The 22,172-nt window shown below is 72.3% G+C and carries 15 protein-coding genes; 2 read left to right on the top strand and 13 right to left on the bottom strand.

Annotated features, from left to right (window positions below):
- Window positions 1-24: 24 nt before the first annotated feature.
- The 5 genes from EDD90_RS48620 to EDD90_RS48640 form a co-directional block, all read right to left on the bottom strand.
- Entirely contained in the window at window positions 25-984 is a 960-nt protein-coding gene (locus EDD90_RS48620; protein WP_123979407.1) for a hypothetical protein, read from the bottom strand.
- A gap of 12 nt (window positions 985-996) precedes the next feature.
- On the bottom strand, window positions 997-2,469 hold the full coding sequence (locus tag EDD90_RS48625) for an APC family permease (RefSeq protein WP_123979408.1): 1,473 nt from the start codon (window positions 2,467-2,469) through the stop codon (window positions 997-999).
- A gap of 295 nt (window positions 2,470-2,764) precedes the next feature.
- The gene (sthA, locus tag EDD90_RS48630; protein ID WP_123979409.1) at window positions 2,765-4,168 is read right to left on the bottom strand and encodes a Si-specific NAD(P)(+) transhydrogenase; all 1,404 of its coding nucleotides are present in this window, start codon (window positions 4,166-4,168) and stop codon (window positions 2,765-2,767) included.
- A gap of 148 nt (window positions 4,169-4,316) precedes the next feature.
- Window positions 4,317-5,327: a D-erythronate dehydrogenase gene (gene denD, locus EDD90_RS48635; protein WP_123979410.1), complete on the bottom strand. Its 1,011-nt coding sequence runs from the start codon at window positions 5,325-5,327 to the stop codon at window positions 4,317-4,319.
- Between the two features lie 133 nt (window positions 5,328-5,460).
- Window positions 5,461-5,667 (bottom strand): hypothetical protein, encoded by a 207-nt coding sequence (locus tag EDD90_RS48640; protein ID WP_123979411.1) that lies wholly within the window; start codon window positions 5,665-5,667, stop codon window positions 5,461-5,463.
- 169 nt (window positions 5,668-5,836) lie between these two features.
- Between EDD90_RS48640 and EDD90_RS48645 the strand changes: the two genes are divergently transcribed.
- Complete coding sequence (locus EDD90_RS48645) at window positions 5,837-7,672, top strand: glycoside hydrolase family 15 protein (protein WP_123979412.1); 1,836 nt, start codon at window positions 5,837-5,839, stop codon at window positions 7,670-7,672.
- A 3-nt stretch (window positions 7,673-7,675) separates the two neighbouring features.
- On the opposite strand, the gene EDD90_RS48650 is transcribed toward EDD90_RS48645, so the two are convergent.
- The 7 genes from EDD90_RS48650 to EDD90_RS48680 all read right to left on the bottom strand — a co-directional run bounded on the left by EDD90_RS48650 (window position 7,676) and on the right by EDD90_RS48680 (window position 18,552).
- Window positions 7,676-8,980: a hypothetical protein gene (locus EDD90_RS48650; RefSeq protein ID WP_185149490.1), complete on the bottom strand. Its 1,305-nt coding sequence runs from the start codon at window positions 8,978-8,980 to the stop codon at window positions 7,676-7,678.
- Between the two features lie 66 nt (window positions 8,981-9,046).
- Entirely contained in the window at window positions 9,047-11,668 is a 2,622-nt protein-coding gene (locus EDD90_RS48655; RefSeq protein ID WP_260328812.1) for a SpoIIE family protein phosphatase/ATP-binding protein, read from the bottom strand.
- Window positions 11,669-11,822: 154 nt separating this feature from the next.
- Window positions 11,823-14,402, bottom strand: coding sequence for a SpoIIE family protein phosphatase (locus EDD90_RS48660; RefSeq protein ID WP_123979415.1), 2,580 nt, complete (start codon window positions 14,400-14,402; stop codon window positions 11,823-11,825).
- Between the two features lie 138 nt (window positions 14,403-14,540).
- The gene (locus EDD90_RS48665; RefSeq protein WP_123979416.1) at window positions 14,541-15,251 is read right to left on the bottom strand and encodes a 2-phosphosulfolactate phosphatase; all 711 of its coding nucleotides are present in this window, start codon (window positions 15,249-15,251) and stop codon (window positions 14,541-14,543) included.
- 30 nt (window positions 15,252-15,281) lie between these two features.
- Window positions 15,282-15,569: a DUF1232 domain-containing protein gene (locus tag EDD90_RS48670; protein WP_123979417.1), complete on the bottom strand. Its 288-nt coding sequence runs from the start codon at window positions 15,567-15,569 to the stop codon at window positions 15,282-15,284.
- A 40-nt stretch (window positions 15,570-15,609) separates the two neighbouring features.
- Window positions 15,610-16,761, bottom strand: coding sequence for a hypothetical protein (locus EDD90_RS48675; RefSeq protein ID WP_123979418.1), 1,152 nt, complete (start codon window positions 16,759-16,761; stop codon window positions 15,610-15,612).
- Between the two features lie 426 nt (window positions 16,762-17,187).
- Window positions 17,188-18,552, bottom strand: a complete 1,365-nt coding sequence (locus EDD90_RS48680) for an FAD-dependent oxidoreductase (RefSeq protein WP_123979419.1) — start codon at window positions 18,550-18,552, stop codon at window positions 17,188-17,190.
- A gap of 265 nt (window positions 18,553-18,817) precedes the next feature.
- On the opposite strand from EDD90_RS48680, the gene EDD90_RS48685 reads away from it, so the two are divergent.
- Complete coding sequence (locus EDD90_RS48685) at window positions 18,818-19,876, top strand: NAD-dependent epimerase/dehydratase family protein (RefSeq protein WP_260328565.1); 1,059 nt, start codon at window positions 18,818-18,820, stop codon at window positions 19,874-19,876.
- Window positions 19,877-19,912: 36 nt separating this feature from the next.
- Here EDD90_RS48685 and EDD90_RS59250 read toward each other — a convergent pair whose 3' ends face one another.
- Window positions 19,913-22,168: an NlpC/P60 family protein gene (locus EDD90_RS59250; RefSeq protein WP_398927918.1), complete on the bottom strand. Its 2,256-nt coding sequence runs from the start codon at window positions 22,166-22,168 to the stop codon at window positions 19,913-19,915.
- Window positions 22,169-22,172 lie beyond the last annotated feature (4 nt).

The raw sequence follows: 22,172 nt of genomic DNA on the forward strand, positions 1-22,172 counted from the left end.
GGCCCCCAGCCCGCCGGCCTCAGCTCAACCCCGTACCTTCAGATCCGCACGCCACTTGACGATCTGCTTCTCCGGGTCGCCGGTGTACGACCAGGGGGTGCGGGTCGCCCGTCGGCCCTGGAGGCGCAACAGGTCCGCCGCGATGTCGGTGACGCCCGCCTGACAGGCCGCGTGCGTCAGGTAGTTGAGGTCGCGTAGTTCGCCCGGGGCGATCGGGCCCTCGCCGCGCTGGGCGATCCAGCGCTCCCAGGTGCGCCGTACGTCGCTGACCGCGCCGTCGTGCTTCCAGTGCTGGCTGAGGCCCACCGAGGTCTGCTGCCCCTTCGCCCCGTCGAGGATGAAGCGGAACTCCTCGACACGGGCGTACTGCACCAGGACCGGCAGCGCACAGCCGGGCGGGGCGACCCCGGCCGCGTCGCGGGCGAAGTCGTACATCAGGCCGTGCGTACCGTGCCAGCGCGCGGAGTAGTAGTGGAGCACCTGGAGATGGCCCTCCACGTTGTACGGGTCGCGCCGGTGCAACTCGTCCCACCAGCGGGCGAGTTCCTGCCGGCGCACCCCGGTCGGGTAGAGGCGGGCCACCGAGATCAGGGAGACCCAGGGGGTCGGGTCCTGCGGGTACGCCTCCGCGGCCGCCAGGCAGGCCAGTACGGCGGTGTCGATCCTTGCCCGGTCCATCGGGGCGCCCCGGCCCGCCGAGATGGCCAGGGTGAACGCCCGGGCCGTCTCGGTCGCCGCCCGCAGCACCAGCGCGTCGGCGCTGTGCGGCTCGGCGGCCAGCCAGGACTCCGACGTCGAACTGCCCGCGCAGGCCTGTGCCAGCAGCCGTACCCGGTGGCCCCGGACGAGCCAGTCGGGGCCGGTGTCCCGTAGCAGTGCCCGCAGACCCTGCCAGCGGCCGATGACGATGTCCTGTCGGGCCGAGGTCAGGGGTTCGTCCCCGCAGTCCGGGGCGAAGTCGGGGGCGAAGCGGTCTCGCGCCATCGGACTCGTACCTCAGAAATCGGTGGGGAGGCCTTCGTAAGCCTGCGCATGGGCGGTGGCATGGTCGTCGGGGACCCAGTCGGCCTCGACCGTACGGGTGGCGTCCAGCTTGGCCGGCCGGTAGTAGTCGCTGCCCTGCTTCCAGTACCAGAGCATCGGGATCAGACCGATGGCCAGGCCGCCGATGCCGATCGTGATCGCCGCGGTGCTCAGCTCGCCCAGCGACTCGACGAAGATCCAGAACATGAACACCGCGCCGAACAGCGGCCACAGCCCGCCGAGCAGGAAGTTGCCCGCGGACTTGAAGAGCATCTTGCGGTAGGCCACGACCACCGCGAGGCCGGCGAGCCCGTAGTAGACGGCGATCTGCAGACCGATCGCCGAGATGGCGTCGGAGAGGATCTCGCGCACCGAGCGGAGGGCGTTGGAGGCGACGAACATCACCAGCGCCACCCCGCCGACCGCGGCGATCGCCACGTGCGGAGTGTTCCAGGTGCGGTGCACCTTGCCCAGCGCGGCCGGCATCGTACGGTCCCGGCCCATCGCGAACAGCGAGCGGGTGACCTGGATGAGGGTCGTCTCCAGGGTGGCGATGGTGGACAGCATCACGGCGACGATGAGCAGTTTGCCGCCCCAGCCCGGCCAGACCTCCTCGCCCAGCACACCGAGCACGTTGGCGTCGTTCGCGGCGATCTGGTCGGAGGACAGGATGACGTTCGCGGCGATGGTGAACACCTCGAAGAGGAGGAAGACGATGCCGATGCCGACCAGGCCCGCGAGGCCGGTCGTACGGCGGGAGTTGCGGGTCTCCTCGCTGAGGTTGCTGGTGACGTCCCAGCCCCAGTAGTAGAAGGCGGCGATCAGGGCGCCCGAGGCGAAGCCGGAGACGCCGTCGAAGTGGGAGAAACCGAGCCAGGACCAGTCGAAGGTACGGGCGTTGTTGGTGTGGAAGAAGGCGAGTACCGCGAACAGCAGCAGGATCGCCAGCTCGATGCCGGACATCAGCAGCTGGGCGCGGACGGTGAGGCGGGCGCCGCCGAGCACCACCGCCAGCATGATCACGAACCAGGCGGCGCCGACCACCGTCGACAGAGCCACGTTGTCGGCGAGATCCGCGTCGAACAGGGACAGCGTCATCGACCCGGCGGGCAGTGAACCGGCCACCATGAAGATGGTCGCGGACACCACCAGCGCCCAGCCGCTGACGAAACCGAGGAACGGGTGCAGGGTGCGGCCCACCCAGGAGTAGCTGGCCCCCGCGTTGACGTCGATCCGGCCCAGGTAGCTGAAGGCGAGCGCGATGCCCAGCATCGGTATCGCGCACCACAGCAGCGCGGCCGGACTGGCCAGCCCCACCGACCCCACCAGCACGGCCGTCGTCGCGGCCAGCGAGTACGCCGGTGCGCTGCCCGCGACGGCCATGACCACGGTGTCGAACGTACCGAGGGCGTTGGCCTGCAGCCCTCGGCCCCTGTTGTTGCTCATGGTTGTGCTGCTTTCCGGTCGTGCAGGGCGCACGGGAGTGCAGGCCCGCGATGGTACGGGTGGGGGGTGCACGACCCGCCTCGTACCCGGAGAGGGATGGCCTCGGGCAAGACGCCGGTCAGAAAGAAGAAAGAACTGGTGAAGGCCGCATGCCGAGCGTCGGCGAACGGTCACACCGCGTGTGTGGGTGTGACTATAGCGGCCCTCTTTGAGCTTTCAAGCTGACTGACCGGTAATCACATATGCCACTTGAGTGAGCCAACTGTCACGACGGAAGCACCGGTTCCGGAAGCTCTCAGTCCTCCAGCCGGTCGAGCTGGCGCAGCTTGTTCGTGGCGTCCAGGGCCGCGACCTTGTACGACTCCGCGAGCGTCGGGTAGTTGAACACTGCATCCACCAGGTAGTCGACGGTGCCACCGCAGCCCATCACCGACTGACCGATATGGATCAGTTCTGTCGCACCCGTTCCGAAGCAGTGCACCCCGAGCAGCCGCCGGTCCTCGGGGGACACCAGCAGCTTGAGCATGCCGTGCGAGTCGCCGATGATCTGGCCCCGGGCCAATTCCCGGTAGCGGGCCACCCCGACCTCGAACGGCACGCACTCCTCGGTGAGTTGGTCCTCGGTGCGGCCCACGAAGCTGATCTCCGGGATGGTGTAGATCCCGATCGGCTGGAGGTTGTCCATCTCCCCGACCGGCTCCCCGAAGGCGTGGTACGCGGCGACCCGGCCCTGTTCCATCGAGGTCGCGGCGAGCGCCGGGAAACCGATGACATCGCCGACGGCGTAGATGTGCGGCACCTCGGTGCGGAAGTGCTCGTCCACCTTGATCCGGCCACGCGGGTCCGCCGACAGCCCCGCCTTGTCCAGGTCGAGTTCGTCGGTCAGGCCCTGCCGGCCCGCCGAGTACATCACCGTGTCCGCAGGTATCTTCTTGCCGCTCTCCAGCACGGTCAGCGTGCCCCGCGGATGCCGTTCGACGGCGGCGACGGTCTCGCCGAACCGGAAGGTGACGGCCAGATCCCTGAGGTGGTACTTGAGCGACTCGACGACCTCGATGTCGCACATGTCGAGCATGGCCGCGCGCTTCTCGACCACGGTGACCTTGCTGCCCAGCGCGGCGAACATCGAGGCGTACTCCATGCCGATGACGCCCGCGCCCACGATGACCATGGAGCGCGGGACCCGCTCGAGCGACAGCACGTTGTCCGAGTCCATGATGGTGCGGCCGTCGAACGCGACGCTGTCCGGCCGGGCCGGCCGGGTGCCGGTCGCGATGACGATGTGCTCGGCGCTCAACAGCCGTTCGTCGCCGTTCGGTTCGCGCAGGGCGACGGTGTGCGGGTCGACGAACCGGCCGGTGCCGGAGCAGAGGGTGACGTGGTTGCGGGAGAGCTGGTTGCGGATGACGTCGACCTCGCGGCTGACCACGTGCTGGGTGCGTGCGGTCAGGTCGGCGACGGTGATGTCCTCCTTCAACCGGTAGCTCTGGCCGTACAGATCGCGCTGCGTGAGACCGGTCAGGTAGAGGACGGCCTCGCGCAGGGTCTTGGAGGGGATGGTGCCGGTGTGGATGGACACACCGCCGACCATCTCGGGGTTGTCCACTACGGCGACCCGGCGGCCGAGCTTGGCCGAGGCGATGGCGGCCTTCTGGCCGCCGGGTCCGGATCCGATGACGAGCATGTCGAAGTCTGGCACCTTGCGGAGTCTGTCAGCAGGCGCCCCCGCACCGGAAGGGTGAACAGGCAACCTTCCCGTGAAATCCGGTATGGACCTGGGGCGTTGCCCGTCCCGAGAGCCGCGCCCGCGGTGCCGAGCGGTCCGAGGAGGCGGCGCCTGTCCAACGTCATCGGTTCTCCCGCGGCGGTGCCTGATCGGCGAGGTAGTCCTGTACGAGGGAGAGCGGACTCGGGTCGGGCTCCAGGCCGAGCGCGGCGGCGCGGGTGTTGTCGAAGTCGGCGGGCCACGAACCCACGATGGCCTCGACCGCCGGGTCGGGGACGACGGTCACCAGGTCGGCCGCGCGGTCCCCGGCCACCTCCCGGACCGTGGCGAGCAGGTCGGCGACCGAGACCGTGACCCCGGGAAGGTTGACCGGCACATGGCCTTCGAGGCGGCCCGGCCCGGTGCCGCGCTCGGCCTCCGCGATCCGCAGCAGCCCCTGGACGGTGCGGCGCGGTGAGGCCAGCGCGACCTTCAGGTCAGGGCTGACCGGGCAGGTCGCGGGGAGTCCCGCGAGCGGCTCGCGGACGATCGAGGAGAGAAAGCCGGAGGCAGCCGCGTTCGGGCGGCCCGGCCGTACCGCGACCGTCATCAGACGGGCGACGCGCCCGTCCACGAAGCCGCGGCGGGTGCAGTCCGCGATCAGGTGCTCGCAGACGAGCTTCTGGGTACCGTAGCTCGACCGCGGCAACGGCGGGGTCGCCTCGCTGACCACGGGCGGCAGTGGTAGCGCCGGGTCGACACCGTAGACGGCGATACTGCTCGCGAACACCAGCAGCGGCACCGGCCCGCCGTCGCAGGACTGCGCCCGGGCGGCGTCCAGCAGGGCGCGGGTGGTGTCCACGTTGGCGCGCATGCCGAGGTCGAAGTCGGCCTCGCACTCGGCGGACACCGCGGCGGCGAGATGGAACACCGCGTCGACCGGGTGGGCGAACACGTCGTCGAGGCGGTCGGTGAGGTCGCCCCGCACCACCTCCACCAGCCGATCTGCCGCCGCCGGGGAGCCGGGCGGTGCCGTACGGTCGGCGAGGACCAGCCGGTCGATCGGTGCGCCTCGTAAGGTCCGGGTCCGCAGCAGGGCGCCGGTCAGCCGGCCTCCCAGGAAGCCGGACGAGCCGGTGACGACGACCCTCACGTCTTCTCCTCGAACGAGCGCAGGCGTGGCGAGCGCCGGTCCCGGCAGCCCCGTACGGGCTACCCGCGCCGATCCGCTCGCCAAACGCCACGCGCCGCCGGGCAGGGTGCCGTCGGGCCTGGACCCGCCGGATTCAGGGCAGGAGCCGTTCGATGCAGTTCGGCCCCTCGCGCTCCATCTTCTTCCTGGCCCATTCCAGCGTGGCCGGGGTGACGTCCCGGCCGGACGCCATCACCAGGTCTTCGGGCGCCACCCCGGTGCCGGGGGCGCTGTGCAGCAGGGAGTCCGGGGTGGCGCGGTCGTCGGACGGCCGGGACGCTTCGGGTTCTGAGGTCGACATGGGGCCCTCCTTCACGGAGCGGGGTGCACACTCTCACGATTGCCCGCCCGGACGCGGCCCGCATCCCGAACGGGCTAAGACCCTCGTCCGAGCCGGTAGCCGGTGCGGAAAGGAGAGGGGCGCTCCTAAGCTGGTAGGTGCTCGTACGCACATCCGGGGAGGCCGCGCCATGGCCGAACAGCAGTTCTATCAGAATGCGCCCGGCAGCCCCCGCTACCTGCCGATCGCCGAACACGGCCTGATCGGCGACCTGCGTACCGTCGCCCTGGTCGGCAGCAACGGAACGATCGACTGGTACTGCTGCCCGTCCTTCGACTCGCCCAGCGTCTTCGCGGCCGTGCTGGACGCCGAGCGCGGCGGCTTCTTCGCGCTCGCCCCGGCCGTACCGGCGCGCACCAAGCAGTTCTACTTCCCCGACACCAATGTGCTGATCACCCGGTTCTTCACGGACGACGGCGTCGGAGAGGTCCAGGACTTCATGCCGGTCACCGGCCAGTCCGACGAGTGCGAGCGGCACCGGCTGATCCGCCGGGTGCTCTGCGTGCGCGGGACCGTCCCCTTCCGGGTCCGGGTGGCGCCCCGCTTCAACTACGGAGCCGACCCGCACGCCCTGCGCATGGGCGGTGACGTCGCGCTGTTCGAGTCCGAGTCGATGTCCCTGGCGCTCACCTCCACGGTGGTCATGGAGAGCGACGGCCCGGACGCCCGCGCCGACTTCAAGCTCGCCGAGGGCGAGTCCGCCGTCTTCGCCCTCGACCAGGCCGGCGAGCACATCGCCCCGCGCGGCTGCGCCCGCACCGAGGCCGAGCTGCAGTTCGAGGACACCGTCTGCTACTGGCGCCGCTGGCTGCACAAGTCCCGCTACCGAGGCCGCTGGCGCGAGATGGTGCACCGCTCCGCGCTGACCCTGAAGCTGCTCACCTTCGCGCCCACCGGCGCGATCGTCGCCGCGCCCACCACCAGCCTCCCCGAGCAGTTCGGCGGCGAACGCAACTGGGACTACCGCTACGTCTGGATCCGGGACGCCGCTTTCGCCGTCTACGCCCTGCTGCGGCTCGGCTTCAGCGGCGAGGCCGAGGCCTTCATGAAGTTCGTGACGACCTTCATCAGCCCCGGCGACGGCTTCGCCTCCGGCCCGCTGCAGATCATGTACGGCATCGACGGCCGCTCCGAGCTGCCCGAACGCGAGCTCCCGCACCTGGAGGGCTACTGCGGATCGGCTCCGGTCCGGGTCGGCAACGGCGCGGCCGGCCAGCTCCAGCTGGACATCTACGGCGCCCTCATCGACTCGATCTACCTCTACGACAAGTGGGCCCAGCCCATCTCCAGCGCCCAGTGGGACGACGTCACCCGCCTCGTCGGCTGGGTCTGCGACCACTGGGACCAGCCCGACGAGGGCGTCTGGGAGACCCGTGGCGGCCGAAAGAACTTCCTCTACTCGCGGCTCATGTGCTGGGTCGCCATCGAGCGCGCGATCCGCCTCGCCAACCGGCGCGGCCTGCCCGCCGACCTGCCCCGCTGGCTGCAGGCCCGCGACACCATCTACCGGCGGATCATGGACCGCGGCTGGTCGGAGCGGCGCGGCGCCTTCGTCCAGCACGAGGGCGGGGACGTCCTGGACGCCTCGCTCCTGATGATGCCCCTGGCCAAGTTCATCGCTCCGACGGACCCCAAGTGGCTGTCCACCCTGGACGCCCTCACCGAGGACCTGGTCTCCGACTCCCTCGTCTACCGCTACGACCCGCAGGCCAGCCCCGACGGACTCCGCGGCGACGAGGGCACCTTCTCCATCTGCTCCTTCTGGTACGTCGAGGCCCTGGTGCGGGCCGGACGCCTGGACGACGCCCGGCTCGCCTTCGAGAAGATGCTCACCTACGCCAACCATCTCGGCCTGTACGCCGAGGAAATCGGCCGCACCGGCGAGCAACAGGGCAACTTCCCGCAGGCGTTCACCCACCTCGCCCTCATCAGCGCCGCGTTCAACCTGGACCGGGCGCTGGGCTGAGCGTCAGGCGAACCTGGAACTGCGCACCGGCCCGGATGACTTGACCCGGGCCCGGTCGCCCCGGAGCCAGGTGTCCCGGACGGAGCCGGCGAACGCGGCGAACGCCTCGTCCGTGTCGGCCGGGCCCTCGCCGTCGCCCTCGTCGGGGGTGGCGTCGGCCCCGGCGATCTCGTCGGCCAGCTCCTCCTCCGGGCGGTCGTCGGCCGGCTCCTGATGCCTCTCGCCGTCCTCGCCGAACCGCAGCCGCTCGCCCCACGGGGCCACCACCACCTGGTGCAGCAGCCCCACGCTGTCGGCTGCGACGGCCGGGGTGTCCGTCCAGGAACTCGCGTGCTCGTGCAGCACCTGACCCGGGGCGCGCTCGAAGAGACTGCCGATGATCTCGGGGCCCGCGGGATGCCCGGCCAGCTCGTCGAGGTCGTACGCCACGACGACGGTGTCCGGGCGCCCCGCCTCGAACGGCACGGCCGGCAGCCGCAGCACCTCGGCGGCGGCCAGACCCAGGACGCGTGAGCCGCGGTCGGGCAGCAGGGACACCGAGCGCGGGCCCGCCCCCGTAGCGGACAGGACGGTCTTCAGCCGGCGCAGGCCGCGCAGACACAGCTCCGGGGTGTCCTGGAGGTAGGCGTACCGGCCCGCCATGCCGGCCTCGAAGCCGAACGGCGAGAGCGTGCCGAGCACCTGACCGCCGATCACGTACTGCCAGTCCCGCAGCCCCGACGGCTCACCCAGGGCGGCGACGCGCTCCAGCATCCGGGTCTGGCGCGCCTGCGGGGGCCGCCACTGCTCGTCCTCGGGGTCCGGCAGCAGCGCGTGCTGACGGCGGGCCAGATCCAGGTCACCGGCCATGATCGCGTTGTGGACCAGCAGATACCGGTCCGGCCAGTCGGTGAACTCTCCCTCACGCAGGGCCAGTGCGGCGGCAGCCTCCTGGTGGCGCTCCTCGCGCTCGTACGCCGACACCAGTTCCCGCAGGACCATGAGGGAACCCGGGTTGTGACCCAGCACCGTACGCAGCGGCGGGATCGCCAGGAAGGACAGTCCGCGTTCGACGCACGCGTACCCGAAGGCGAAGAGGCTGTTGGCGTCGCCGGGCTTGGCGGCCAGCGCGGCGGCGGCCTGTTCGAGGTCGTCGAAGCCGGCGCCCCGGGCGGCCCGTTCCACCACGAGGGCCACCTCGGCGATCGGCGCCTCCTCCCCGGCGGCCCGCAGCTGCCGTACGGCCCCTGGGAGATCCCCGGAGTCCAGGCACTCCCAGGCCTTGGTGAGTCCGGCGGACTTGGGACGACGGGCGCGGCGCGAGAACATGCCGGAGATCATCACCCATCAGGTGACGTGTCCTCAACACATTTGTGCGCGGGGTGTCGCCCCGGCTCAGGGCAGCGGCTGCTCCGCCCAGATGACCTTGCCGGCGGGCGTGTACCGGGTGCCCCAGCGCTCGGCCATCTGCGCGACCAGGAACAGGCCCCGGCCGCCCTCGTCGGTGCTCGCCGCGTACCGCAGATGCGGCGAGGTCGTGCTGCCGTCGGAGACCTCGCAGATCAGCGTCCGGTCGCACAGCAGCCGTACCCCGATCGGCTCGCGGCCGTAGCGGATGGCGTTGGTGACCAGCTCGCTGAGGATCAGCTCGGTGATGAACGACAGCTCGTCCAGGCCCCAGTGCGCCAGCTGCCGGGTCACCTTGGACCGCACCTCGGAGACGGCCGCCGGGTCGGCCGGCACCTGCCACTCGGCCACCCGGTCCGCGGTGAGCGCCCGGGTGCGGGCGACGATCAGCGCCACGTCGTCGTTGGGGTGGGCCGGGAGCCGCTCCAGGACGGCCGCGCAGGTCTCCTCGGGTGTGCTGCCCGCCGCCGACTCCAGGGCGCCGGCGAGCAGATCGAGCCCCTCGTCGATGTCCCGCCGCCGGTCCTCGACCAGTCCGTCGGTGTACAGGACCAGACTGCTGCCCTCGGGCAGCTCCACCTCGGCCGTCTCGAAGGGCAGTCCGCCGAGGCCCAGGGGCGGAGCCGCCGGGACGTCCAGGAACTCCACGCTGCCGTCCGGCTTGAGGAGGGCCGGCGGCGGATGACCGGCCCGGGCCACCGTGCAGCGCCGCGAGACGGGGTCGTAGATCGCGTACAGACAGGTCGCGCCGGTGATCGTGGCCGCGTTGTCCGCCGGGGTCTCGTCCTGGTCGATACGGCCCACCAGCTCGTCCAGCAGGCCCAGCAGCTCGTCCGGCGGCAGGTCCAGCGCCGCGAAGTTGTGCACGGCCGTGCGCAGCCGCCCCATGGTCGCCGCCGCGTGCAGCCCGTGGCCCACGACGTCCCCGACCACCAGCGCCACCCGGGCCCCGGACAGCGGCAGTACGTCGAACCAGTCGCCGCCCACGCCCGCCTGCGCCGGCAGATAGCGGTACGCGATCTCCAGGGCGCTCTGCTCGGGCAGGCGGCGCGGCAGCAGACTGCGCTGGAGGGTCACCGCCATGCTGTGCTCGCGCGTGTAGCGGCGGGCGTTGTCGATGGAGACGGCGGCGCGGGCCACCAGCTCCTCCGCGAGGGCCTGCTCCTCCGTGTCGAACGGCGTGAGCTTCTCCGAGCGGCAGAAGTTGGCGAGACCCAGCACCAGGTTCCCGGCCCGCAGCGGCACGCTGATCAGCGAGTGGATGCCGAACTCCAGGATCCGCCCGGTCAGTTCCACGTCCTGGGCCCGCCAGCCGGGCGAGTCCCGCAGCCGGGGCTCGATCACGGACTCGCCGGTCTCCAGACTGCGGCCCTGCGGCGAGGCCGGCACGAACCGGATCCGCTCGCCGACCGGGTACAGCGGAGCGTCCTTGCGGATCCCGGTGACCGCCACCCGGCGCAGCGCGTCCCCGGGCTTCGGCTCCTCGCCCTTGAGGACCGCGTCGTACAGGTCGATGGTGGCGTAGTCCGCGAACCGGGGCACGGCCAGCTCCGCCAGTTCCTCGGCGGTGCGGGTGACGTCCAGGCTGGTGCCGATGCCCACGCCCGCGTCGTACAGCATGTTCAGACGCTCGCGGGCCACCTCGGCGCGGCCGGACAGGGCGCGCAGCTCGGTGGAGTCGCGCAGGGTGATGACGCTGCCGGGAGGGCCGCCGTGCACCGCGATGGGCCGCTGGTTGACCGCCAGCAGCCGGTCCTTGACCAGGTGCACCTCGTCGGTGGCCACCCGGCCCGAGGCGATCAGCTGCGCCGTGTCGCTGTCCAGCCCGAGGTCCAGGACCCGGCGGCGCTCGGCGTCCGCGGGCAGGTCGAGCAGGCGTTGCGCCTCGTCGTTGGCGAGCATCAGCCGGCCGTCGCCGCCGACGATCAGCACGCCCTCCCGCACGGAGTGCAGCACCGCGTCGTGGTGCTCGTACATGCGGGTCATCTCACCCGGGCCGAGACCGTGCGTCTGGCGCAGCAGCCGCCGGCTGACCAGCGCCGTCCCCGCCGTCGCCAGGGCCAGACCGGCCGCGGCCGCGGTCAGCAGCAGCGGCAGCTGCTGGTCGGCGGCGCCGCCCACGTGCGCGGTGGTGATGCCGGCCGACACCAGGCCCACCACCTTGCCGGCGGAGTCCTTGACCGGCACCACGGACTGCACCAGCTCCCCGATGGTGCCGTGCACCTCCTGGGAGACCGTCCCGCCGGCCAGCGCGGGTCCGATGTCCCCGACGAACTTCTTGCCGATGCGGTTCGGCTTGGGGTGCGTGTACCGGATCCCGTCGGTGTTCATGACAACGATGAAGTCCACGCCGGCCGCCTTGCGGGCCGCCTCGGCCTTCGGCTGCAGCACGGACGTGGGGTTCGGCAGTTGCAGCGCCGCCGCCGTGCCGGGTGCGTTGGCGAAGGTCTGGGCGACCGCCAGGGACCGGTTGCGGGCCTCGTTGCTGCTGTCGTGCCGCACCTGGAGCACCTGGGCCACCACGGCCGACAAGACCAGCAGCAGCACGATCACCACCTGCAGCATGAACACCTGTCCGGCCACGCTGCGTCCGCCGACGACCGATTTCATCCGTCCGGCCCGGCCCCGGCCCGATGTCTGCTCATGCTCGGTGAGCGGGACGTGCGGGCTCCCGGAACCACGGGGCGGCCGAATGTCGGACCGGCCGGGCTGACGGACCATGAGCACATGTCTACACTGCCAGGCCCCGCGAGGCGAGAGTGTCTCAAGAGGTAACCGGCTTGATACCCCGTTGTGCCGTGTCACCGGCGCTGCGCGGGCGGCGGGTGGCGAGCAGCAGCGCCACGTCGTCCGGGCGGTCGGTGGCGTGCCGGGCCCCGGCGGTGAGCCGGTCCGCCACCCCGGCGAGCGAGCGGCCGCCGCGCCGTCCGGGCAGCGCGCCGGCCTTCGCCAGCGCCACCCGCAGCGCCGTGATGCCGTCGTCGATGTCGGCACCGGGCCGCTCCACCAGCCCGTCCGTGTACAGGGCGAGGATCGCGTCCGGTGCCAGTTCCAGTTCGGTCACCGGGTACCGGGCCCGCGGGTCCACGCCCAGCACGACGCCGCCGGGTATCTCCAGGACCCGGGTGCGGCCGTCCGGTGCACGCAGCAGGGGCGGCGGATGACCGGCCCGGGCGACCCGGGCGTGCCCGGTGGCGGGGTCGAGGCGCAGATAGCAGCAGCTGGCGAACTGACCCGGGTCGAGGTCGATGAGCAGACGGTTCGTGCCGCTCAGCACCTCGTCGGGCGGCCGGTCACCGAGCGCGAACGCACGCACCGCGCTGCGTAGTTGGCCCATGGTGGCGGCCGCCTGCACCCCATGCCCCTGCACGTCGCCGATGACCAGGGCGAGACCGTCGCCCGCCTCCACGACGTCGTACCAGTCGCCGCCCACGTCCATGCCCTGGGTGCCCGGCAGATACCGGCCCGCGGTCTCCACCAGCGGATGTGTCGACAGCCGGCGGGGCAGCAGCGCCTGCTGGAGCCCGCGGGCGAGGGCGGCCTCGGTGTCGTAGCGCTGGGCCTTCTCCATCGCGTGCGCTATCAGGCCCGCGAGCGCCGTGAGGACCGTGCGCTCCTCGGTGCTGAAGCCGCGATCGACGTCGAAACCGAGGATGCAGGAGCCGACCGGACGGCCGGAGGCGATCAACGGCAGGAAGGCGCGGGCGCCCTCGGAGGCGTCCATCGGGATGCCGGGGTAGGAGTCCGCCAGCTGCCGCATCGACTCGAAGAACAACGGTTTCCCGCTGGTGAGGGTCTCGACTCCGGGCAGGTGGGCGTCCAGGCCGACGCCGTCGAAGGGGGCGAGGAAGCCCGGCGGGAAGCCGTTCTCCCAGGCCAGGTAGAAATGCCGGTCCTGGAGCAGGTAGATGGCCAGCCGGCCGCCGCCGAACGCCGGCAGCAGCTCTTGCGTCACCACCTCGGACACCTGCCGGGCGGTCACGGCGTCGGTCAGCGCGATGGCCAGGGCGATCGGCCGGTACAGCGGAGCCATCGAGGGCCGGCCGCCCGGGACGGGCCGGCCCGCCTCGCCGGTTTCGCCCGCCACTCCCACTTCTCCCGGCTCGCCGGCCTCGCCCGGCTCGGGCCGACGGGGCAGGTGCAGGGCCGGGTCGATGCGGTTGGCCGGGACGACCGTGCAGGTGACCAGGTCCGGGCCCGGGTACAGGGACAGGGCGAGCCAGTCGCCTTCGCCGGTGTCCTCGTGGCGGACCTGGAAGTGCACCGGGCCCGGGGCGAGCAGCGCGCCGCGCCAGTGGTCGTCGTACGGCGGCCCGCTCAGCCACGGCATGCTCTCCCACACGGGCCGGCCGAGCAGCTCGGCGCGCGGCCGGCCCGCCAGACGGGCGGCGGCCGGGTTGACGTAGAGGACGAGCCCCGTGCGGTCCAGGCAGAACACGCCATGGGGGAGCAGATCGGCCGCGCCGTCGGCGGAGGCGGCCGGGCCCGGGTCGACGACGATCCCGGAGACCAGGGTCGGATCGGCGGCACCGGGCGGCGGCCACAGCTCCAGCAGCCGCGCGGCGCCGTCCCCGGCCCGCACCCGCAGCGGGGACACCGGGGGCTTGCCGGCCGCGGTCTCGCGCAGCGCGGTCAGCACATGGGGGGCGTCGGCGGGCGCCACGGCCGCCGCCAGTTCGGCGCCGGTGCCGGGGAAATCCTCCGGTGCCATGCCGAGCAGGGCGTGCAGCCGGTCGTCCGCGTGCACCGCCGAGGTGGCCGGGTCCCAGGTGAAACGGCCGACCCGGGCCGGCCCTGGATGCCTGGCAGGCGGCCGTACGCACACCGGCTCGCCCTCCCAGGCGACCGCCGCTTCGCCCTCCTCGGCCACCAGCTCGCGCAGCCCCGCTCCCAGGTCCTCGGCCAGCCGGCACAGCCGGTCCAGGTCGGGCAGCTCGTCCACCGTGTCCGGGGTCGCCGGACGCAGCACGGTGAGCACCCCGAAGGACGGGTCGGCCCCGGGCACGGGTGTGTACACCGACCCGAACTGGAACGGCAGACCGGCTGCGAACTGGGGGTAGCGGCGCACCATCTCGGTGGCGTTGGGCAGCACCACCCGGACCCCGAGCCGGTAGGCGTCCGCGACCGGGAACGGCCGGTCCACCTGCAGCCGCCACCACGGCCGGAACAGCTGGCCGGGCAGCCCGAGGAGCGTCGAGAGCCGCAGCAGGCCGGGCGTGCCGGTGCGCAGGTACACCCCGGCGACGTGGCCGCCCGCCGCGCCCAGGGCGCCGGTCGAGGCGTCGACCAGCAACGCGGTCAGCCGTTCACGCGCCCGGCCCACGTGCTCCCCGCTCCCAGTCATCCGGTCCTACCTCGTCCGCGCACCGCCGGGTGGGTGACACAGCAAGAATGCGTCAAGACGGCCTGGAATCGCACCTCCGCGGCACGGATTCGATACAGGCAGTCGGCGTCGAAGGTCAGGGAGGTGTACACCAGCGGCTCATCCGAGGGGGTCGAATGCGGCCGGATCGCCGGAAACCGGGCGAAGCGCCAGGTGTCCGTCCTCCCGGGCGGCAGCCATCGCGAACGGGAAGGTGTCCGCCTCCAGGCACAGCGATACGTCCTCGGAGTCGACGCCCTCCCAGCCGAGCCGCACGCCCTCGGCGAGCCGCGCGGCCGCGCCGGAGTTCCGCGCCCGCTCCACGAACGGGTCCGGGGCCACCGTGTCGTCGGCGACGCGCTCCGCGATGTACTGGGCGCAGGCCAGGTCCTCGTCGGCCTGCCCGCCGTCCCCGGTGACGACGAAGGTGACTGCGTCCGGCCGCTCCTGCCGCAGTACGGCGGCGGTGGCCTCGGCGACCACGAAGCTCGCGCACAGCAGCAGCCGGGCGCCCGCGACGGCCAGCGCCCCGACCGTCCCGGCGGTCGTCTTCTGTACGACCGTGCGGCCCGCGACGTCCAACGAGCGCAGCCGGGCCGGTGAGTTGGCCAGATCGAAGCCCGGCACCACCGGACCGTCCTGGAAGGCCAGCCAGCCGGGGTGACGGGCCTTCAACTCAAGGGCCTCGTCGAGGGTTTCGGCGAAGACGATCCGCTCGGCGCCGCGCCGGAAGGCCCAGGCGGTCACCGTGAAGGCGCGCATCACGTCGATGACGACGGCGACATCGGGCGTCGAGGAGAGACCGGAGACACCCGTGAAGGTGGATCGCATCGCCCCATCATGCCCTGGACGCCTCGGAGTTCAGAGTTCGGGGTCCTCCGTGGGCAGCACCCGGGCCGCCCGCATCGAGCGCAGGGCCAGCAGCAGGACGCCGATGTCGTCCAGGTAGATCGGGTCGGGCAGCAGGTCGGTCGGCAGCACCAGATACAGGACGGCACCCCAGAAGATCCAGCGCGGGCCGGTCGGCAGCCCGGCCCGGCGCAGCGTGCGCCGGGTGCGGACCAGCCGTACCAGCACGGCGATCGCCCCGGCGAGCAGCGCCGTGGCGACGAGCGCGCAGATCAGGAGCACGGTCGTGGTGGTGTCCATGGCTGTCCTGTCGTCCGGCCCCGATCCGGCCCGGGGTCTGTCACTGGTCCGTCTTCCCGGTTTCGTCCTCGGGCATGGCAGCCGGCCCGGCACTGTCCTTCGGAGGCCGCAGTCCCTTGAAGACGCGGGTCAACTGCTGCAGCGCCGAGGCGGTTTGGGGCAGGGATGCGCTGGGGGCGGGGGAGTCGCGGAGGGCAGCGAGCGCCTCATGGGCACGCTCGGCGGACTCCCGGTACAGATCCCGCGACCTGGTCATCGCCTCCAGCGCCTCGGAGTACTGCGCGACGAGCCTGCGCTGGCGGTCGAGCTGCTCCTCCATCGTCATCAGGGTCCAGTTGTCGCGCAGATCGGCCAGCGCCTCCTCGGCACCCTGCGGGGCCGGCTTGGGGAGGGCGGCGAACCGGCTCACGGCGGCGATCAGTTCGGTGGGCTCCGAGCCGTCCAGGAAGACGCTGCGCACCGCGAACTCCTGCGCGTCGTACCCGGACGGTGCCGGGTCCGGGGGCAGCAGGACGGCGCCACCGCGCGGCACCTCGACACCGAGGTCACGCACCGCCCAGTTCACGGCACGGAACTGCTGGGGCGTGGCCCGGTGTTCCACGACGCGGTGGGCGAGACCGGGCGGCAGCCGCCGGACCAGCGGCAGCCGGCCGAGCGTGTCGGGCGTCATCGCCTCGTGCACGACGAGGTTGACGCACCAGGCGTCCTTCGCGGCGTCGCGCAGGTCCCGGCGCATGTCCTTGTCGTCGGCGGGCAGCGGGTTGACCGTGCGCAGCCGCAGGCCCGCGACGGCCGGGTGGTAGTCCCAGGCGGCCTCGCCGCCGTCACCGGCCTCGTCCCCGTCGGGCCAGAACATCGTCGCCGGAGAGGGCCAGGCGTCGTCCCAGGGCCGCTCGGCCTCGGCGACCAGCTGCCACTCCCGCCCGGCCGCCTGCCGGCCGAGCGACGACACGAGCGTCAGCCGGGCGCGGACCGTGACCGCGCCGTCGTCGACGCGCCAGCGGGCCTCGAAGACCCGCCGGTCGGGATCCTCGGGCACGGGGGGTTCTGCGAAGTCGTCGAGGGCGCCGGTCTCCTTGCGGCTGCGCAGGATCCGGCGGATCACCTCCTCGGAGTCCGGGCCCGTGTGGCGCCCGCGGGCGGGCCAGACGGTCGGCGGAAGGACGGCACGGTCGGTGGCGGAGTTCGACATGGGCCAATCTGCTGGTCGGAGCGGGGTGCGTCCTCCAGTATCACCGCTCGGGAGCATGTCTCACAGAGCGGGGGCGCCCGCGCACGGGGAGCACGCCCCACACCCGGGGTGTGAACGGAGCGCGCGATACGACGCCGGTTCACCCGTGCCCATGATCCGCGGCACCCCGCACAATGGTGCGGCGAACGGGGCCCGCCCGCCCATCCGCTCAGGGGCGGGCCCCGTTCACCAGGGCTTCGGCTGCCTTCGCGCAGGTCACCGGCCCCTTCGTGCCGAAGGCCTCGCCTGTCATGAGCTCGCGGTGCACCGGCCGCCGACCTCCGTGGTGCGGTTCGCCTCCCCGGGCGGTCGCGAGCGAGCCGCGGCCGCCCGCCCGGGAACGCGGAAAGGGCCGGCGCAGATCCGCCGGCCCCCTCTGTCAGTGCGTCACGCGCCGCTCTCCCGGAGCATGTCCTCGCGCTCGACGAGCTTCACACGCTCGCGGCCCTGAGGCTCGCCCAGCGCCTTCTCGGCGGCGTCCAGCTTGTACCAGCCCTCCCAGGTGGTGAAGCGGACGTTGCGCTCGGCGAGGAAGGCGTCGACGGCCTCCGGCGCGGGCGTCTCGGGGGTGTGCAGCCGGCCGTTGGTGTAGTCGTCCAGCAGGTTGGACACCGTCTCGTTGGCGTCGCCCTTGGTGTGGCCGATCAGACCGACCGGGCCACGGCGGATCCAGCCGGTGACGTACGTCGACCGGAGGTGGTTGCCGCTCTCCTCGATGACCCGGCCGCCCTCGTCCGGGACCGTGCCCGACTCGATGTCCCAGGGCAGCTTGGGCAGCTTGTCGGAGAGGTAGCCGACCGCGCGGTAGACCGCGGTGACGTCCCAGTCCTTGAACTCGCCGGTGCCCTTGACGTTGCCGGTGCCGTCGAGGGCGGTGCGCTCGGTGCGCAGGCCGGTGACCTGGCCGTCCTCGCCGAGAATCTCCGTCGGGGACTCGAAGAAGTGCAGGAACAGCTTGTGCGGGCGGTCGCCGGCGTCGCGGATTGCCCAGTTCTCCAGGGTCTTGGCGACCATGTCGGCCTGCTTGTTGCCGCGCCGGGTCTCGATCGAGCCCTTGTCGTAGTCGATGTCCTCGGGGTCGACGATGACCTCGATGTTGGGGGAGTGGTCGAGCTCCCGCAGCTCCATCGGGGAGAACTTCGCCTGGGCGGGGCCACGGCGGCCGAAGACGTGCACCTCGAGGGCCTTGTTGGCCTTGAGGCCGTCGTAGACGTTCGGCGGGATCTCCGTGGGGAGCAGCTCGTCGGCGGTCTTGGCGAGGATGCGGGCCACGTCCAGGGCCACGTTGCCGACGCCGAGGACGGCGACCTTCTCGGCCTCCAGCGGCCAGGTGCGCGGCACGTCCGGGTGACCGTCGTACCAGGAGACGAAGTCGGCGGCGCCGTAGGAGCCGTCCAGCTCGATGCCGGGTATCCGCAGCTCGCGGTCGGCGGTCGCGCCGGTGGAGAAGATCACCGCGTCGTAGAAGGAGCGCAGGTCGTCGAGGCTGATGTCGGACGGGTAGTCCACGTTGCCGAACAGCCGGATCTGCGGCTTGTCGAGCACCTGGTGCAGGGCCGTGATGATGCCCTTGATGCGGGGGTGGTCGGGGGCGACGCCGTAGCGGATCAGGCCGAACGGGGCGGGCATCCGCTCGAAGAGGTCGATGGACACGCCGGGCTCGGCGGCCACCTCGGACTTGAGCAGGGCGTCGGCGGCGTAGATCCCGGCCGGGCCGGCTCCGACGATGGCTACCCGCAGGGGGCGCGGCATGATCAGGTTCCCTTCGAGCGGAGACAATCGATCGAGTGAAGACAATCGATCTCGAACGGGAAGCCTAAACTAAGGCAGTCCTAAGTTGGTACGCGGGTCCGGTCTATGACCCCATAAGCTGATCTTATGCCCTCTGTCGGGCCCGGCTTATGCCCCGAAGACGTTACCGGTGCCCTCCCGGTGCTTGGCGCCCACCCCGGGCATGCACCAGCCTGTCCTCTGCGGTGCACCGAGGCGCGGTGGCCGGAGGGCGAGGGGTGAGAGCGTGGACGCACGCGGGGAGACGGCCGTCGCGGTGACCGGCGGCAGCGGATTCGTCGGCAGCCATCTGGTCCGGCGACTTCTGGAGCGGGGGTACGCGGTCCGCGCGACCGTCCGCAGAGCCGCCGACGCGACGAAGGTCCGGCCCCTGTGGGAGCTCCAGGAGGCCTTCCCCGGTCGACTCGCCCTGTTCGAGGCCGACCTGCTCAAGGAGGGCTCCTTCGACGAGGCCTTCCGCGGCTGTGCGACCGTCTTCCACGTGGCCTCGCCGTTCCTGATGCCCGAGCGGATCAAGGACGGCCAACGGGACCTGGTGGACCCGGCGTTGCTCGGCACCCGCAATGTGCTCGGCAGCGTGGAGCGCACCCCCGAGGTCGAGACCCTGGTCTTCACCTCCACCGTGGGCGCGATCTTCGGCGACTACGCGGACGTCCGCGAGATGGCCGGTCAGCTGCTCACGGAGAAGTACTTCAACACCAGCAGCACGGTGGCGAACAACCCGTACCACTACGCCAAGACGGTCGCCGAACGCACCGCCTGGGACGCCGAGGCCGCCCAGGACCGCTGGCGCCTGGTTTCCGTCAACCCCGGCCTGATACTGGGCCCTTCCCTCACCCCGGCCTCCGAGTCCGGCAGCCTGTTCCTGCTGGACGAGCTGTTCAAGGGCTACTTCTGCTACGGAGCCCCGGACTTCAGCTTCACCACCGCCGACGTCCGCGACGTGGCCGACGCGCACATCGCGGCGGCGGAGAACCCGGCGGCCAAGGGCCGGTACATCGTGGCCAACGAGACGATGACGTCCTTCCACGAGATGTCACGCATCATCCGCACCCGCCATCCCCGCGACCTGCGCCTGCCCCGCACCGCGCTTCCGCACTGGCCGGTACGGATCCTGGGCCCGCACTTCGGCCTGACCCAGGACTACACAGAGAAGCACCTCGGCATCCGCTTCCGCGTCGACAACAGCCGCAGCGTCGACGAACTGGGCCTCGTCTACCGGCCGATCGAGGAGACCCTCCTGGACCACCACGAGAGCTGGCGCACGCGGCGGCGGAGAGTCTGACCTCGACGTACGGCGGTCGTACGACGGTCGTACGGGCTACGCGGGGCGGACCACCCGGTGGATGGCCGACTCCCCGGCGTTGTAGATCGACTCCTCGCGGATGGTCGCCCCCGGGCTCGGCGCGTGGATCATCATGCCGCCACCCGCGTAGATCCCGACGTGGCTGTCGTTGTCGAAGAAGAAGATCAGGTCGCCCGGCTCGATGGCGGCGAGCGTCAGCGGGGTGCCGGCGAACGTCTGGTCCGGCGCGGTACGCGGCAGCGTGACGCCCGCGGCGCGCCAGGCGGCCTGGGTCAAGCTGGAGCAGTCGTACGACTCCGGACCGGTCGCTCCCCAGACACACGGCCGCCCGATCTGTGCCCGTGCGAACGCCAGCGCCTTCATGGCCTTCCCCGGCTCGGGCACGGCGCCCGGCTGGGGGAGGGTGCCGGTGTCGGCGAAGGTGCCCGGGGCGAAGGTGCCGGTGGCGTAGAGGGGGTCGGCCACGGGGGGAAGCGGAGCAGCGGCGACCGGGGGCGCGGCGAGGGGCGTCGCAGCCGGGGCGGCCGGGGGTGCGACGGGCATCGCTGCAGGGGCAGGGGCCATGGTGCCGACGGCCATGGCCATGCCCGCTGGCATGCCCGCAGGGGCAGGCGCAGGGGCCATGGTCGCGGCGGCCATCGCCATGGGGTCAGCGGGCGCCGTCATAGGGGCGGCGTAGGCGGTGCCGGCGGGCTGCGCGATGCCCGGATAGGCGTTCGGGGCGGGCTGCGCGGCGTAGGTGTCGGCCGGCGGCATGGGGGCCATCTGGGGCATGGGAGCGGCGGCGGTAGCGGGTGCTCCCATGGCGTACGTGCCGGTGGCGTAGGCGGGTCCGGCGGCGGCCGGGGGGGCTGCGGCGTAGGCCGTGGGGGCCGCGGCCGCGCCCGGGGTCATGACCCGGAACGTGCCGGTGTCCATCGGGTTCTGGGCGGGGAGGACGGCGGTGGCGGCGAGAGCCTCGGCCTGGGCGGCACCGGCGTTCGCGTCCGGTATCGGGGCGTAGGCGGTGGACGCACCCGGGGTCATGACCCGGAACGTGCCGGTGTCGGCCGGGTTCGGGGCCGGAGCGGCGCCCATGTCCATGGGGGGCACGGCCGGGAAGCTGCCTGTGCTGCCCGGGGTCATCAAGCGGAAGCCGCCGGTGTCGGCCGGGGACGGGGCGGGGGCTGCGCTGCCCGGGGTCATGACCCGGAACGTGCCGGTGTCCATCGGGTTCGGGGCCGGAGCGGCGCCCATGTCCATGGGGGGCACGGCCGGGAAGCTGCCTGTGCTGCCCGGGGTCATCACGCGGAAGCCGCCGGTGTCGGCCGGGGACGGGGCGGGGGCTGCGCTGCCCGGGGTCATGACCCGGAACGTGCCGGTGTCCATCGGGTTCGGGGCCGGAGCGGCGCCCATGTCCATGGGGGGCACGGCCGGGAAGCTGCCCGTGCTGCCCGGGCTCATCACGCGGGCGCCCGTGTCCGCCGCGGTCACGGTCGGGAACGCGCCCGTGCCGGTGAGGGCGTCGGTCCGGAAGGAGCCGCTGTCGGTGCGCTGGGCGGGGATGCCGACGAGGGGCGCCTGCCACTGCTGCGCCGGGGCCTGCATCTGGGGCTCGGGGGTGGGCCAAGGGGTCTGCGCGACCGGGGCGGGCTGCGGCATCGGAGACGGCTGTGCGGCGGGGGTCGGTTCGAGCGCTGCGACCGCGCGCTGCCCGGTCCGCTGGGACAGCAGCTCACGCGCCTTGGCGACCTTGAGCTGGCTCTTGGTCTTGGAGGTGCCGGGTGCGTGCCGCTGCGGCACGGTGGAGGAAGGGGCCTTGGACGCGGGCGCGCTCGACGAGCCCGGCGGCAACGCCGCGCTGGGCCCCGCGGTCAGCTCCAGCTTCGGGCGCTCCGCCGGCAGCTCGCGGACGACCTCGATGTCGCTCTGCGCGGACGTTCCCGCGGGCAGCGCCAGACGGGCCGGGCCGGAGTCCTCCAACTGGCTGAGCAGGTCGGCGGCCATGGCGCTGACGGGCCGTCGCGGGCCCGAACGGTCGGGCATCCGGTCGGTCGGCAGCGCGGCGGGGACACTCGGTCCCAGCTTCGTGCGCGCCCCCTCGAACCACTCCCTGGCGATGTTGTCGAGGCCCGGGTCGTCACGACGCTGCCGCTTGAACAAGGGGACACCGCGCGAGCGCGAACCCCCGCTCATCGCACGTGTGGCGTTGTAGTTCCCGGTGGCGTTCTCGGCCTGGTCGTAGAGGTTGTTGATCCGCTGTCGAACCTCGTCACGGCTCTCGGACGCCATGGGG

The sequence above is a fragment of the Streptomyces sp. Ag109_O5-1 genome, from assembly GCF_003814875.1.
GTDB classification, from domain to species: Bacteria; Actinomycetota; Actinomycetes; order Streptomycetales; family Streptomycetaceae; genus Streptomyces; species Streptomyces sasae.

Coding starts and splice junctions, on each gene's coding strand:
- EDD90_RS48620 (WP_123979407.1), bottom strand. CDS start 984: ATGGCGCGAGACCGCTTCGCCCCCGACTTCGCCCCGGACTGCGGGGAC.
- EDD90_RS48625 (WP_123979408.1), bottom strand. CDS start 2,469: ATGAGCAACAACAGGGGCCGAGGGCTGCAGGCCAACGCCCTCGGTACG.
- EDD90_RS48640 (WP_123979411.1), bottom strand. CDS start 5,667: ATGTCGACCTCAGAACCCGAAGCGTCCCGGCCGTCCGACGACCGCGCC.
- EDD90_RS48645 (WP_123979412.1), top strand. CDS start 5,837: ATGGCCGAACAGCAGTTCTATCAGAATGCGCCCGGCAGCCCCCGCTAC.
- EDD90_RS48650 (WP_185149490.1), bottom strand. CDS start 8,980: ATGTTCTCGCGCCGCGCCCGTCGTCCCAAGTCCGCCGGACTCACCAAG.
- EDD90_RS48655 (WP_260328812.1), bottom strand. CDS start 11,668: ATGAAATCGGTCGTCGGCGGACGCAGCGTGGCCGGACAGGTGTTCATG.
- EDD90_RS48660 (WP_123979415.1), bottom strand. CDS start 14,402: ATGACTGGGAGCGGGGAGCACGTGGGCCGGGCGCGTGAACGGCTGACC.
- EDD90_RS48665 (WP_123979416.1), bottom strand. CDS start 15,251: ATGCGATCCACCTTCACGGGTGTCTCCGGTCTCTCCTCGACGCCCGAT.
- EDD90_RS48670 (WP_123979417.1), bottom strand. CDS start 15,569: ATGGACACCACCACGACCGTGCTCCTGATCTGCGCGCTCGTCGCCACG.
- EDD90_RS48675 (WP_123979418.1), bottom strand. CDS start 16,761: ATGTCGAACTCCGCCACCGACCGTGCCGTCCTTCCGCCGACCGTCTGG.
- EDD90_RS48680 (WP_123979419.1), bottom strand. CDS start 18,552: ATGCCGCGCCCCCTGCGGGTAGCCATCGTCGGAGCCGGCCCGGCCGGG.
- EDD90_RS59250 (WP_398927918.1), bottom strand. CDS start 22,168: ATGGCGTCCGAGAGCCGTGACGAGGTTCGACAGCGGATCAACAACCTC.